At 58.9% G+C, this 13,302-nt stretch carries 10 protein-coding genes and 4 pseudogenes; 5 read left to right on the forward strand and 9 right to left on the reverse strand.

What is annotated here, in order from left to right:
* Positions 1 to 324: 324 nt before the first annotated feature.
* From nadE to ACFQT0_RS24330, 4 genes and pseudogenes are all read right to left on the reverse strand, one after another.
* Positions 325 to 2,247: pseudogene (gene nadE, locus ACFQT0_RS24315) on the reverse strand (NAD(+) synthase).
* Positions 2,248 to 2,401: 154 nt separating this feature from the next.
* The gene (gene rnc, locus ACFQT0_RS24320) at positions 2,402 to 3,127 is read right to left on the reverse strand and encodes a ribonuclease III (RefSeq protein WP_380205613.1); all 726 of its coding nucleotides are present in this window, start codon (positions 3,125 to 3,127) and stop codon (positions 2,402 to 2,404) included.
* Positions 3,128 to 3,305: 178 nt separating this feature from the next.
* A pseudogene (fabF, locus tag ACFQT0_RS24325) lies at positions 3,306 to 4,555 on the reverse strand (beta-ketoacyl-ACP synthase II).
* Positions 4,556 to 4,721: 166 nt separating this feature from the next.
* Complete coding sequence (locus ACFQT0_RS24330; protein ID WP_035564218.1) at positions 4,722 to 4,958, reverse strand: acyl carrier protein; 237 nt, start codon at positions 4,956 to 4,958, stop codon at positions 4,722 to 4,724.
* Between the two features lie 174 nt (positions 4,959 to 5,132).
* Between ACFQT0_RS24330 and ACFQT0_RS24335 the strand changes: the two genes are divergently transcribed.
* The 3 genes and pseudogenes from ACFQT0_RS24335 (at position 5,133) to ACFQT0_RS24345 (ending at position 7,188) form a co-directional block, all read left to right on the forward strand.
* Positions 5,133 to 5,561, forward strand: a complete 429-nt coding sequence (locus ACFQT0_RS24335; RefSeq protein ID WP_380205614.1) for an IPExxxVDY family protein — start codon at positions 5,133 to 5,135, stop codon at positions 5,559 to 5,561.
* Between the two features lie 188 nt (positions 5,562 to 5,749).
* Positions 5,750 to 6,675 (forward strand): annotated as a pseudogene (pyk, locus tag ACFQT0_RS24340) (pyruvate kinase); the annotation flags it as partial.
* A 156-nt stretch (positions 6,676 to 6,831) separates the two neighbouring features.
* Positions 6,832 to 7,188, forward strand: a complete 357-nt coding sequence (locus ACFQT0_RS24345) for a pyruvate kinase alpha/beta domain-containing protein (RefSeq protein ID WP_380206126.1) — start codon at positions 6,832 to 6,834, stop codon at positions 7,186 to 7,188.
* A 291-nt stretch (positions 7,189 to 7,479) separates the two neighbouring features.
* Here the strand turns inward: ACFQT0_RS24345 and rpsT are convergent, their stop codons facing one another.
* Entirely contained in the window at positions 7,480 to 7,731 is a 252-nt protein-coding gene (gene rpsT, locus ACFQT0_RS24350; protein WP_046245794.1) for a 30S ribosomal protein S20, read from the reverse strand.
* A 399-nt stretch (positions 7,732 to 8,130) separates the two neighbouring features.
* On the opposite strand from rpsT, the gene ACFQT0_RS24355 reads away from it, so the two are divergent.
* Positions 8,131 to 9,105, forward strand: a complete 975-nt coding sequence (locus ACFQT0_RS24355; protein WP_380205615.1) for a YheT family hydrolase — start codon at positions 8,131 to 8,133, stop codon at positions 9,103 to 9,105.
* Positions 9,106 to 9,169: 64 nt separating this feature from the next.
* Here the strand turns inward: ACFQT0_RS24355 and rsmG are convergent, their stop codons facing one another.
* The 4 genes from rsmG to ACFQT0_RS24375 form a co-directional block, all read right to left on the reverse strand.
* The gene (gene rsmG, locus ACFQT0_RS24360) at positions 9,170 to 9,787 is read right to left on the reverse strand and encodes a 16S rRNA (guanine(527)-N(7))-methyltransferase RsmG (protein WP_380205616.1); all 618 of its coding nucleotides are present in this window, start codon (positions 9,785 to 9,787) and stop codon (positions 9,170 to 9,172) included.
* Between the two features lie 56 nt (positions 9,788 to 9,843).
* On the reverse strand, positions 9,844 to 10,224 hold the full coding sequence (locus ACFQT0_RS24365; protein ID WP_380205617.1) for a hypothetical protein: 381 nt from the start codon (positions 10,222 to 10,224) through the stop codon (positions 9,844 to 9,846).
* A gap of 91 nt (positions 10,225 to 10,315) precedes the next feature.
* On the reverse strand, positions 10,316 to 10,939 hold the full coding sequence (locus ACFQT0_RS24370; RefSeq protein ID WP_380205618.1) for an RNA polymerase sigma factor: 624 nt from the start codon (positions 10,937 to 10,939) through the stop codon (positions 10,316 to 10,318).
* Entirely contained in the window at positions 10,930 to 12,030 is a 1,101-nt protein-coding gene (locus ACFQT0_RS24375; RefSeq protein ID WP_380205619.1) for a glycosyltransferase, read from the reverse strand. Before ACFQT0_RS24375 ends, ACFQT0_RS24370 begins: the two co-directional genes overlap by 10 nt.
* A gap of 122 nt (positions 12,031 to 12,152) precedes the next feature.
* On the opposite strand from ACFQT0_RS24375, the pseudogene tgt reads away from it, so the two are divergent.
* Positions 12,153 to 13,284, forward strand: a pseudogene (tgt, locus tag ACFQT0_RS24380) (tRNA guanosine(34) transglycosylase Tgt).
* Positions 13,285 to 13,302 lie beyond the last annotated feature (18 nt).

The raw sequence follows: 13,302 nt of genomic DNA on the forward strand, positions 1-13,302 counted from the left end.
GGGCTTGGTGGTTTCAAACGTGAGACTGGAAATTCGGAACAGAAATATCCCAGCACCAATAAACCTAGAACGTCATGCAGAGCGCAGCGAACCGGAGGTCGGCGTAGCCAAGCATCTTTGCCACGGAAGCAAACCCAATCGTCTTTCATGCTGACGAAGGAAGCATCTTCTCACAGCTCAACGATTCGTGCTGCCCTGATAAGATGCTTCCTTCGTCAGCATGACAGAATTTGCGAGCGAGAGGCTTGGCTACGCCGACCTCCGGTTCAGCAAGCTCAGCATGACGCTTTACTGCAGGTCAGCAAGTCCTGCTGTTCTACCTTTCTACAACCCCGCCAACTCCTCAGCAAAGCCGCCGCTGAGGATGGGAAAGCGCAGCCAGGAGCGAGGGTCCACGTTGTAGTCGTCGAGGTGAAAGCTCGGGGCGTAGCGCTCGCGCTTCCACTGGTTGCGGCTCCAGAGCGAGTAGAAGCGGCGCACGTAGGTTTTCAGCTGCTCTTCGTCGAAACCGGTGCCCTCACCTTCGAGCATGGCCAGCACCTGTTTAGGGCTGAGGCGGTCGTAGAAGGCCAGCCGCTCGATGCGGTTGAGCAAGGTGTAGGGCATCAGGTCGCGCTCGTCGGTTTGCTTGTCTTCGAGGGGGCGCAGGCTCGGCGGTAGGCTGCAGGGCATTCACGTGGCGCAGGGCCGGGTAGCCCAACTCGGTTTCAGCCCAACGCAGCCACTTTTTCACAAAGTCCTTGTCGACGCCTGCAATGGGCGAAATGCTGCCCGCCGTGTCGCCGTCCATGGTGCAATAACCCACGCTGGCCTCCGAGCGGTTGGAGGTGGTGATAAGCAGGCAATTCTGCACGTTGGCCAGGAGCCAGATGGCGGGCGCGCGCACCCGTGCCTGAATGTTCTGCAGGGCCAGGTCGTCGGTTTTCCAGGTCAATTCCCGTTCCAGCGCGCCTTGGATTTTGCCCACGTAGCCGGCCACTTCCTCATCGATGCCCCAATGGTAGAAGCGGGCGCCGATGCTATCGGCCAGCTCTTGGGCTGAATTGAAGGTATCGTCGGAGGAATTGACGGTACCCTGGTAGGCACAGGTGAGCAGGCGGCGCACGAGCTCTTTTTGAGAATGAGGAATGAGGAATGAAGAATGAGGAATTGACTCCCCTTCGGGTGGCGCTAATTCTTCATTCTTCATTTTTAATTCTTCATTCCCCGCCGCAGGCGGGAAGCAGCCGCTGCGCCGCTTAAACTCCTCTACGCCCAGCTCCTCCACGCCCAGGCGCACCATCTCGGCCACGCCCACGGCACAAAAGCACGAATCAGCACCGCCGCTCAAACTGAGCACAAACCCGCGGCTGCGCGCCTTGCGCAAGTAGTCGAACAAGCCCAGGCTCATGGCCTGGTTCAGCTCTTTGTACTCGTCGGGCACAGCCAGCGGCACAATTTCGGCAGCCGGCGCCAGCTCAGTGCTGAAGTCCACGTCCATGTACTCCAAGTCCACTTCCTTGAAGCTCAGGAGCTGGTTGCGCAGCAGCAGATGGCCGTTGCGGGCCACCAGGATTTCGCCGTCGTAGATAATGCGGCCGGACTCATTGCCCAGCAGGTTGGCGTAGAGGTAGGTGCAGTTGAACGTGCGCGAGGCCTTCATCACCAGTGGTAGCGCACGTCGGTTTTGCTCATGGCAAAGTGGCTGGCCGACGGGTTCACAATCAAGTCGACCTTGCCCACCAGTCGGCACGCTGGCCGCACGTCGTCGGGCCGCCACGCGTCTTCGCATATCTCGAAGCCGAAGCGCACGCCGTTGTGCTCAAAAATGAGGTCGCCCAGCGGCCACTGCTCGCCCTCCCAGTCCACCGTGGTGGTTTCGCCGGCCAGCCAGGGCGTGAAAAACCGGGTTTCGTAGTGCACCCCGTCATTGGCCAGAAACTGCTTGGCCGCAAAGCCCAGAATCTGGCCGTCGCGCAACACGGCAGCCGTGTTATAGGTGCGGTGGTTGAGCCGCACGGGCAGGCCCACCACCACGCATATGCCCTGTGTCCACTGCCGCACCTGCTGCAGGTGGCCCAGCGCTGCCTCGGGCATCCAGTCGCTCAGAAACAGGTCTTCGCAGCCGTAACCACTCAGGCAGAGCTCAGGCAAACACAGCAGCTCCACGCCGTTTTCCTTGGCCAGCTCAATGGCAATGCGGATGTTGCGAAGGTTGTGCTCCCAATCGATGGGAATCTGGTTGAGGGCGGCTCCGGCGATGCGCATCAGCAGGGTTGAGTTTTGAATGTTGAGGTTTGATTGGGCGGGAAACGCCTTGCCTATATCAACGGCCAGATTGCTAACTGGTTTTTGAAGCCATTTTACTACCCGCTTTTCCCTACCGCTTCCATTCAACCCTCAAAACCCAACCCTCAACACTTCAGGCTACTCCCAGGGCCGTCAGGGCCCGGTCGGCGGCCAGCTGTTCCGCCTGTTTCTTGCTCAGGCCCATGCCGGTGGCCACCACCTCTTCATCCAGCAGCACGGTGGCCGTGAATTCCATCATGCCGCCCGGCCGGGCCTCGCCCGCAATGTCGTAGCGGAGAGTTTTGCCTTGGCGCTGCGCCCATTCCACCAGCTTGCTCTTGAAGTTGGCGGTGGTGGTGGTGAGGGTGTGCACGTCAACAAAGCCCTTCACCAGGCGCGTGAGCACGAATTTGCGAGCGGCTTTGTAGCCCAAGTCCAGGTACACGGCCCCTACCAATGCCTCCAGCGCGTTGCCATTGACGGAGCGCGAGCGAGCGGCGCGGCCCTGCCCGGCATCCAACTGCACGAGCTTGTCGAGGCCTAGCTTCAGGGCAATGCCATTCAGGCTTTCGCGGTTCACGATGCGCGAGCGCATCTCGGTCAGGAAGCCTTCCTGCTCGTAGGGATACTTTTTGAAGAGGTACTCCGCTACCACCGTGCCCAGCACGGCATCGCCGAGAAACTCCAGCCGCTCGTTGGTCAGGTGCCGCCCCATCGACGGCTGCTGCCGCACCGCCGACGAGTGCGTGAACGCCAGCCGGTACAACTTGGCGTTGGTGGGCGTCAGGCCCGTGACCGTGCTAATGGCTTGCCGGAATGCCTTATCAGAACCAAAAAAACGGGAAACGAAACCGAGCAAAATAAAAGGTGCTAACGCGTAATGAAGTATTTATTCTAAAAAGCAGAACGTCATGCTGAGCTTGCCGAAGCATCTCGCCCTCAAAACTAACTCATTCAGAAGAGTCGGTTACGCGGGCGAGATGCTTCGGCAAGCTCAGCATGACGTTCTTATAATTTCAACTGCTGGATTTAGCGTCCTACAGCTTGCGGAATATCACCGACGTGTTGTGGCCGCCAAACCCGAAGGTGTTGCTCATGGCCACGCGTACCTCGCGCGCCTGGGCCACGTTGGGCGTGAAGTTCAGCGCCTGGTTGATTTCCGGGTCGGGTGTGTTCAGGTTGATGGTGGGGGCACCAGGCTGTGGTGCATGGCCATCAGGCAGGCCACAGCCTCTACGCCACCAGCGCCGCCCAGCAGGTGGCCGGTCATGCTTTTGGTCGAGGAAATGTTGATTTTCTCGGCGAACTCGCCAAACACCTGCTCAATGGCTTTGATTTCGGCACCGTCGCCCAGCGGCGTGCTCGTGCCGTGGGTGTTGATGTAGTCCACATCGGCAGCCGTAATCTGGGCATCGCGCAGGGCGTTGTGCATCACCAGTACCACGCCGCTGCCGCTGGGGTCGGGCGCGGTGATGTGGTAAGCGTCCGACGACATCCCGCCGCCAATCAGCTCAGCATACATCTTGGCGCCGCGGGCCTTGGCGTGCTCGTACTCTTCGAGCACCAGCGCGCCCGAGCCTTCGCCCAGCACAAAACCGTCGCGGTCCTTGTCGTAGGGCCGCGAAGCCGAAGCCGGGTCGTCGTTGCGCTCGCTCATGGCCTTGAGGGCATTGAAGCCACCCACACCCGATTCGGTGATGGCCGCTTCGGAGCCGCCGGTCACCATCACGTCGGCCAGGCCGAGGCGGATGTTGTTGAAGGCGGCAATGATGGAGTCGTTCGACGAGGCGCAGGCCGACGTAGTCACGTAATTGGGCCCGCGGAAGCCGTTTTTAATCGAAATGTTGCCCGACGAGGAGTCGGCAATCATGCGCGGGATGAAAAAGGGCGAGTATCGCGGCGTGCCGTCGCCCCGCCCGAAGGCAATGCATTCTTCCTGCAGCGACTTGAGGCCGCCGATGCCGGAGCCCCAAATCACGCCCACCCGGTCCTTGTTGACCCCGCTTTCCAGCAGGCCCGAATCGGCAATGGCTTCGTCGGCCGCTACCACCCCAAACTGGGTGAAGAGGTCCATTTTGCGGTGCTCCTTGCGGTCAAAGAAATTATCGGGCTCGTAGCCTTTCACTTCGCAGGCGAAGCGGGTTTTGAACTTGGCCGGGTCGAAGCGGGTGATGGCGGCAGCGCCGCTCGTGCCCGTGCGCAGGCCCTCCCAGTAGGCCGGGGCCGTATTGCCCAGCGGCGTGATGGCCCCAAGGCCGGTAACGACAACCCGTCGGATAGACGTCATAAGCAAACGCCAATGGCGCGAAAGATGAAGCGGGATAAAACAGCAAAACCGGCCGGCGGCGAGCCGGCCGGTATGCGCAGAACTACCTGTTCATATCCGGCGAAACAAGAATGTCGGGGTAATGAGTCCGGTCAAATTGCTTGTTGCGCGCGGCGATGACAAAAATCTATTTAGCGTGCTCTTCGAGGTAGCTGATGGCCTGGCCCACGGTGCCGATGTTCTCGGCCTGGTCGTCGGGGATGCTCACGTTGAATTCCTTTTCGAACTCCATAATCAGCTCGACGGTGTCCAGCGAGTCAGCACCCAGGTCGTTGGTGAAGCTTGCTTCCGTGGTAACTTCCGAGGCTTCAACGCCCAGTTTATCAATAATAATGGCCTTTACTTTTTCTGCGATTTCAGACATTTCCGTGGGGTTTAGGGAAAACTACGGCGCAAAGTAACGAGAGAAATTGCAACTAACCCATCCTTGCTCTCCCGAATTGCGGGTACAAGATTATGGCGCCGGTGCTGGCAGTGGCCCGCCGCAGGCCGTAGCTTTGCCCTTGCCCGCCCGCCGGGTGCCTCCTTTGCGGCTGCCATGAAGACCTTCACCCTCGACGTCGATTACGAGTGCGACTTTGCCCTGTTTGGGCTGGTGAGCAGCACCCGCGACTATACCCTGGCATGGACCCTGAACCGGGCCCTGCGCCTGCGCCTCATCAAGCAGCCCGAACTGCTGCTCAACCTCCTCACCGAGGGCCGGCTCGTGTTCACGCATTACCTCCACGCTACCGAAACGCTAACGTTTCGCCTGCTGCGTAATCGCTCCATTGCGCCCTCCAATTTAAAAAAGCCGTTCTTAGCCCCCGATATCAAGGAGTACGACTACCTGTTGGCCGTGAGCAACGGCTGCGGAGACCTCGCCGACGAAGAACTGCTCCACCGCCTGACGGCCCTGGACGCCGTGCAGTACGCGTGTCAGTTCGACCCGAATAGCCTGAAGTACAAAGAGAATTTAATTTTATAACCGTACACCTAACTTCCCGAAGCAGGCCGCCTCAAGCCCAGCATCTGAGGTAGACAGCTGAGAAAACTACCGGCCCAGTTGGCTCAATTTGTCGCCTGTCGTGCTTTGAATTTTTCGTCCGAGCCTGCTGCTCGAACATCCCCTCCTCCCCAGGGAGGGGAGTTTTTTTGTCATTAATCTCCCATTGTATGGAACACCGCACTGCCTTTAATAAAACCAAAATTGTAGCCACGGTTGGCCCGGCCTCCAATACCTACGAGCGCCTGGCCGTGCTCATTCGCGAGGGCGTCGATGTATTTCGGCTCAACTTCTCGCACGGCTCCTACGAAGACCATTTGTCGGTCATCAACTCGGTGCGGCGGCTCAACAAAGACCTACGCACGTCGGTGGGCTTGCTGCAGGACTTGCAGGGCCCCAAAATCCGCCTCGGTGAGGTAGAAGGCGGCGGCGTCGAAATCAAGGCCGGCGATAAAATCAAGCTGGTGTGCGGCGAAAAGGAAATCAGCACGGCCACGCGGCTGAGCACGATTTATCTGGGCCTGGCCCGCGACGTGAAGGAAGGCGACATGATTCTCATCGACGACGGCAAAATTGAGCTGAAAGTACTGGCCACCGACCGCGATAAGGAAGTGGACGTGGAAGTTATCTACGGCGGTCTGGTGAAGCCCCGCAAGGGCATCAACCTGCCCGATTCCGAGGTATCGGCCCCGTCGATGACGGAGAAGGACATCGAAGACCTGCAGTTCGGCCTCGACAACGACGTGGACTGGGTGGCCCTGAGCTTTGCGCGCAAAGCCGACGACATTCTGTTCATCAAAAAGCTGATTGCCGATGCTGGGAAGAAAACCCGCGTCGTGGCCAAGATTGAAACGCCCGACGGCCTGCGCAACATCGACGAAATCATCGCCATCACCGACGCCGTGATGGTGGCCCGCGGCGACCTGGGCGTGGAAGTAAAAATGGAAGAGGTGCCGATGGCCCAGAAGATGATTATCGCCAAGTGCAACGCGGCCGGCAAGCCCGTTATCGTGGCCACCCAGATGATGGAAAGCATGATTACGGCCCCCGCCCCACCCGGGCCGAAACCAGCGACGTGGCCAACGCCGTGCTCGATGGCGCCGATGCCGTGATGCTCTCGGCCGAAACCGCCGTAGGCGCCTACCCGGCCGAAGTAATCCGCTCGATGGTGGGCACCATCCTGAGCGTCGAGAGCCACAGCCCTCAGCTCTTCCACAAGTGGTGGCCCATTGACCCGGCCAGCCCCAACTTCATGGCCGACAGCGTGCTTTCCGCGGCCTGCCACCTGGCTAAGAACACGGGGTCGAAAGCCATTACCGGCACCACCCACCACGGCTACACGGCCTTCCAGCTGGCCAAGTACCGCCCCAAAGCCAATATATTCATCTTCACCGATAACCGCCCCCTGCTCACCGCCCTGAGCCTGGTGTGGGGCGTGCGCAGCTTCTACTACGACCGCCTCATCAGCACGGACAGCACCGTAGCCGACATCCGCTATGTCCTGACGACTACGGGCCACCTGGAGACCGGCGACGTGTTCATCAACACCGGCTCGATGCCCATGCAGGAAAAGGGCAAAGCCAACATGGTGAAAGTGAGCGTCGCCTGACCACGGATTAGCGCGGATTTCACAGATTTTGTGGACGACTGCTACTATGCTCAAGTCCTAAGCAGGTGTAATTAAAAAAGAAAAAGGCCACTCGCTTGAGTGGCCTTTTTCTTTTTGGTAAAAGATTGCGCAGAGAATCGACTACAAAATCCGTGAAATCCGCTAAAATCCGTGCCCATCCGTGGTCCTGGACGCAAGAAGCCCTGCACGTTTCCGTGCAGGGCTTCTGTAAGGAGCGTAGAACCAGACCTTGGGGCGGCGCAGTCTGGCCCTACTAAACTCGTCTCGCACTTAGAGCGCGTTGACGAGTTTTGTCAGCTTGCTTTTGTTGTTAGCAGCTTTGTTTTTGTGGATGATGTTCTTTTTGGCCAAACGGTCCAACATCGACGACACTTTCTTCAGCAGCTCCTGAGCCGCCGTTTTATCAGTGGCTTCGCGCAGGCGCTTGATGGCCGTACGGGTGGATTTATGCTGGTAACGGTTCAACACGCGCTTGGCTTCGTTGCTGCGGATGCGTTTGAGGGCCGACTTATGGTTTGCCATGAGTTGGAATATATAGGAGCGTTATGCTTGAGTTCTGTGTTTGGGAGGGCAAAGGTACGAACCTGCTCGGTAATTTCAAACCAAGTTGGCAAAAATATTGAGGCGACCCATCTGGAGGGCGGGCACCTGCTATATCGGGCTAAAACACTTTCCGTTCTGCCGATGAAAGCAGAATCTTATTGGGTCTGTCCTTGTTTCTTATCCAGAAAAACCTGCTTGCACCGCTGCCCGGATAGGCGCTTGATTGAGCTGATTTATTTTGAGCAGACGACTTTAATAAAAGGCTGTCTGAGAGAAAACAGCGTTGCAGTAATTAGTATGCATGCCGATTATTTGCGAACTTTATAACATACCCAGCTCCCCCTCATAGCGCACCCTCCTCTTTACTATATCCGCGCCATGCCACTTGTATCCGAATCCCGCTATCACCCGCCGTTCTATCTCTTCAACGGCCATCTGCAAACCATTGTGCCCAGTTTGTGGCGTAATGTGCCGGACGTGGTCTACCAGCGCGAACGTCTGGAGCTGCCCGATGGCGATTTTCTGAATCTGGACTGGAGCCGCTTGCCCGAAACGCGGCCAACCGACGGCCTGGCCATCGTGTCGCACGGCCTGGAAGGCGACGCCTCCCGGCCCTACATGCGGGGCATGGTGCGGGCCCTCAACCGAGCCGGGCTCGATGCGCTGGCCTGGAACTACCGCAGCTGCGGCGGCGAGATGAACCGTCTGCTCCGCTCCTACCACCTCGGCGATACCGACGACCTGCATCTGGTGGTGCGCCACGCCCTGGCCACCGGCCGCTACGAGCGGGTGTACCTAGTCGGGTTCAGCGCCGGAGGCAACGTCACGCTCAAGTACCTGGGCGAAGACGTGGGCCGGGTTCCGGCGGAGGTGAAGCGGGCGGCGGTGTTTTCGGTACCCACCGATTTGCAGGCCAGTTCCGTGCACATCAGCCGCCCGCAAAACCAGGTGTACCTGCGGCGTTTCCTCAAGACGCTGCGCCTGAAGGTGCGGGCCAAAGCCGAAATGATGCCCGGGAAAGTGGACCTGGACGGCATCGATGACCTCCGCGACTTCGAGGCGTTTGACAGCCGCTACACCGCGCCCATGCACGGCTTCGACTCGGCCGATGCTTACTATAAATACGCCAGGCTCGGGCCGGTACCTGAGCGGCATCAAGGTGCCCACGCTGCTGGTGAATGCGCAAAACGACCCGTTTCTGCCGGCGTCCTGCTTTCCCCGCGACGTGGCCGCCGATTCGCCGTTTGTGTTTCTGGAAACCCCGCCGGAGGGCGGGCACGTCGGCTTTCCGGAAGGCACGCCCGATGGCGAATACTATTCGGAGCGACGGGCCGTGGAGTTTCTCACGGCTGAAGTACCCGGCTAGCCTGCTCCGCCCATCAGGGAGAGTCTTGCACTACCGCGTCCTGACGGGCAGCTATTTTGCGGCTACGAAAACCACTTTTTTGGTTTCGTAAAATTCTTCGCTGAAAAAATCACTCAGGTTGGTGACCTTGGCCTTCAAACCGGACTCGGTAATTTCTTCGGTGAGGTCGCCGCCTTTCAGGTAATACAGGCCCGAACCGGCCTGGCCCTGGGGCTTAAACCGATGGGCAACCCAGGGGTGAAAGGTGGCCAGCCGCGCCACGGCCCGGCTAACCACATAATCGTACTTGGTGCGCAGCTGCTCGGCCCGGGTTTGCTCGGCCGTGACGTTGTGCAGGCCCAGCGCGGCGGCCATAAACTGCACCGCCCGGATTTTCTTACCAATGCTGTCGACGAGGTGGAAATGCACCTCCGGGAACATGATGGCCAGGGGCAAACCCGGCAAACCGCCACCGGTGCCCACGTCGAGCACGGTGCTGCCTTTGGGGAATTTAATGACCTTGGCGATGCCCAGGGAGTGCAGCAGGTGCCGCTCCACGAAGTTGTCCATGTCGGTACGCGACACCAGGTTAATGGCTTCGTTGGTGGCCCGAAACTCGGTTTCCAGTTGCTTGAAAAGCTCAAGCTGCTGGGGCGTGAGTTCGGGGAAGTAGTGCTGCAGAAGGTTCATGGGTGCAAAGTTGCATCCTGCGGCCGCTTTCAGAGCAACCTTGAAATTATGTGTCCTCAACCCCCGGAAGTGCTTAGGCCTTCCTTTTTCCGCGTGATGCGCCATGCCGTGTACATGCCAGCTATTGCGCCAAGCACAACACCTATGCCCGAAACCACTACCGGCACTAGTATTAATGCGCCAACTGCAGCGATACCTACCAAGGTGGAAAGCGTCCCGGGGACGGCCAGCGAACCCTGAGCGGGATTGTTGGGAAGATGAGTCAACCCATAGAAGAGCAAGGCATTGGCCCCCACAAAGCCGGGCACGGAACCCAAAGCAGCCCCCAGCACATACGGCGCAGCCCGCCGAAACCGGGTAAAGAACAAAACCCCGGCCGCTGCAAGCATCGACAGCAAGAACAAAAGGAAGAATACCAGGATGAAGAAATATGGCACGGAGCGACGGTAGGGGTAGACGAATGTAGCTCCTTCAGCAAAAAAGCCCCGGCGTAGGCCAGGGCTTTTTATTATTCTTCACGCAGAATTATTAAATAATCTGCTTGGTGTGCTTCACCATGTCATAGAGCAACTCGCGGGCGCGGTGCAGCTGAGCTTTTACGGTGCCGAGCGGGGCTTTTAGCTCAGTGGCAATTTCCTCGTAGCTCAACTCGTCAAAGTAGCGCAACGACACGAGACGCTGGTATTTATCGGGCAGGCGGGCCACCACGTGGCGCATGATTTCAATTTTCTGGTTGCGCACGGCGTGCTCGGCCGGGTTCAGGTCGTTGTCGCGGAAATCAATGGTGATTTCGTCGCCGTTATCGACTTTAATGGCCGAGTCGATGGACATTGTTTTGATTTTATTCTTGCGAATAAAGTCAATGCAGTTGTTTGTGGCAATGCGAAATAACCACGTGCTGAAAGCGTACTCGGGGTTGAATTTGTGCAGGTTGCGAAATGCCTTGGCAAACGCCTCAATGGTCAGGTCTTCAGCGTCATCCTGGTTGCGCACCATCTTGAGCACCACGTGGTAAACAGGCTTCTTGTAGATGTGCATCAGCTCGGCATAGGCTTTCTCGTCGCCGTGGTCCACGGCGGCGCGAATCAGCTTAAAGTCGTGCTTGGCTTTGGCTGAAAACTGCTTTTGAATGTCTTGATTGTTTACTTCCATCGAAGGGTGCGGTTAAGGAAGAGCGAGATTCCTAAGGCCAAATATTGGGAAAAATAAACCACGTCGAGCACGGGGAGCAATCCGACGACTACAGATTGATGAAGGCGGTTGCTCAGACGGGCATAAACGGCACTCACAAACAAAGTTCGGAGGGCCCATACCACCGCCAAAGGTACCCAATTGTTTGGGGAAAATAATAGCACAAGTGTCGCCAGATAGAACAACATGTTGGCCATCACAAAGGTGCCTACCCGCAAACGGTCGCCGAATTTATATGCGCGGCCCGCCGACAAATGCCGGCGTTTTTGACGCCACCATACGGCCCAGGTGGCGGCGGGTTCGCTCAGGGTGTGCGCGGCGGGGTCGGCCACCACGGCCACGCGCTGGCCCTGGCGCACGGCGTCCTGCACCAGCAGGTCGTCGTCGCCGCTGAGCTGGCGGATGTGCGAGGCAAAACCCTTGGTGGCCGTGAAGCACTTACGCGTGTAGGCCAAATTGCGCCCCACGCCCATATAGGCCCAGCCCCGCCAGGCAAAGCTCAGGTATTGGGCGCCGGTGAGCAGGGTTTCGTAGCGAATTAATTTATTGAGGAACCCGGGGGCTTCGGCATAAGCCGAAAATCCGACCACCAAATCGGCGGGGGTGCCGCCATCATTATAGAAGCCACGCTGCAGCAGGCGCAGCCACTGGTTGCTGGCCGGAATGCAGTCGGCGTCGGTGAAAAGCAGCCGGGCGTGGCGCGTGGCTTTGATGCCAAGCGTGAGGGCGTATTTCTTGGGCGCAAAGCCGTCGGGCGTGCCCGTGACAGTGACCAGGCGCACCTTTTCGGGGTAATACTGGGTGAGCTGCTGGGCGTAGAGGTAGGTGTCGTCGTCGCTGCGGTCGTCGATGAGGACGATTTCGAAGCCGGCGGGGTAGTCCTGCTGGAGCAGCAGGGGCAGCAGGCGGCGCAGGTTGTCCAGCTCGTTGCGGGCGCAGACGACGACGGAAACCGGCTCAGAGTCGGAGCCGGGCTCATCGGCGGGCGCCTCGGGGGCGCGGCGGGCGAAGGGCCAGAAGAAATACGCGGCGTAAAAAAGCTGCACCGCCACGCACGCAAGCAACAGCCAGAAAAACGGGGACGTGGGTAAAGCTAGATGCAACGAAGGGGCGGCGTGAAGGGACCGGCAAAAGTACGGGACGCCGGGCGGGTGGGCTACCTTTGCGGCTGCTTATGACTTTTGACCTTCTCGCCCAAGACCCCGCGACCAAAGCCCGCGCCGGCCGCTTAGAAACGGCCCACGGAGCCATCGAAACGCCCATTTTTATGCCCGTGGGCACGGCAGGCACCGTGAAAGCGGTATCGCAGCAAACCCTCACGGACGATATTCAAGCCCAGATTATTCTCGGCAACACCTACCACCTATACCTGCGCCCGGGCCTCGATGTGCTCCAGGCCGCCGGTGGCCTGCACAAATTCAACGGCTGGGACCGCCCCATTCTTACCGACAGCGGCGGCTACCAGGTGTATTCGCTCAGCAACACCCGCAAAATCAAGGAAGAGGGCGTGAAATTCCGCTCGCACATCGACGGCAGCCAGCATTTGTTTTCGCCCGAGGGCGTGATGGACATTCAGCGCGTCATCGGGGCCGACATCATCATGGCCTTTGACGAGTGCACGCCCTGGCCTTGCGAGTACGACTACGCCGCCCGCTCGCTCGACATGACGCACCGCTGGCTGCAGCGCTGCATTCAGCGTTTCGACAGCACCGAAGGCCTTTATGGCTACCAGCAGGCGCTTTTCCCCATTGTGCAGGGCAGCACCTTCAAGGACCTGCGCATCAAATCGGCCGAGTTTATTGCGGCCCAGGGCCGCGAGGGCAACGCCATTGGCGGCCTGAGCGTGGGCGAGCCGGCCGAGCCTGATGTACGAAATGACGGAACTGGTTTGCGACATCCTGCCCAGGGACAAGCCCCGCTACCTGATGGGCGTGGGCACGCCGGCCAACGTCCTGGAAAACATTGCCCTGGGCGTGGACATGTTCGACTGCGTGATGCCGACCCGCAACGCCCGCAACGGCATGCTGTTTACCACGCAGGGCATCATGAACGTGACCAATAAGAAGTGGGCCACCGACTTTACGCCCATCGACCCCGAACTAGGCGGGCACGCCAGCACGTTCTACACCAAGGCTTACCTGCGTCACCTCTTTCAGTGCCAGGAAATGCTGGGCCCGCAGATTGCGTCGGCGCACAACCTGGCTTTTTACTTGTGGCTGGTAAAGGAAGCGCGCAAGCAAATCGTGGCCGGCACGTTTGGTCCTTGGAAAGACCGGATGGTGAAGCAGGTGATGACCCGGCTCTAATTATAAATGAGGAATGAG

Origin of the sequence: Hymenobacter humi (assembly GCF_042665855.1) — a bacterium.
In the GTDB taxonomy this organism is placed as follows: Bacteria; Bacteroidota; Bacteroidia; order Cytophagales; family Hymenobacteraceae; genus Hymenobacter; species Hymenobacter humi.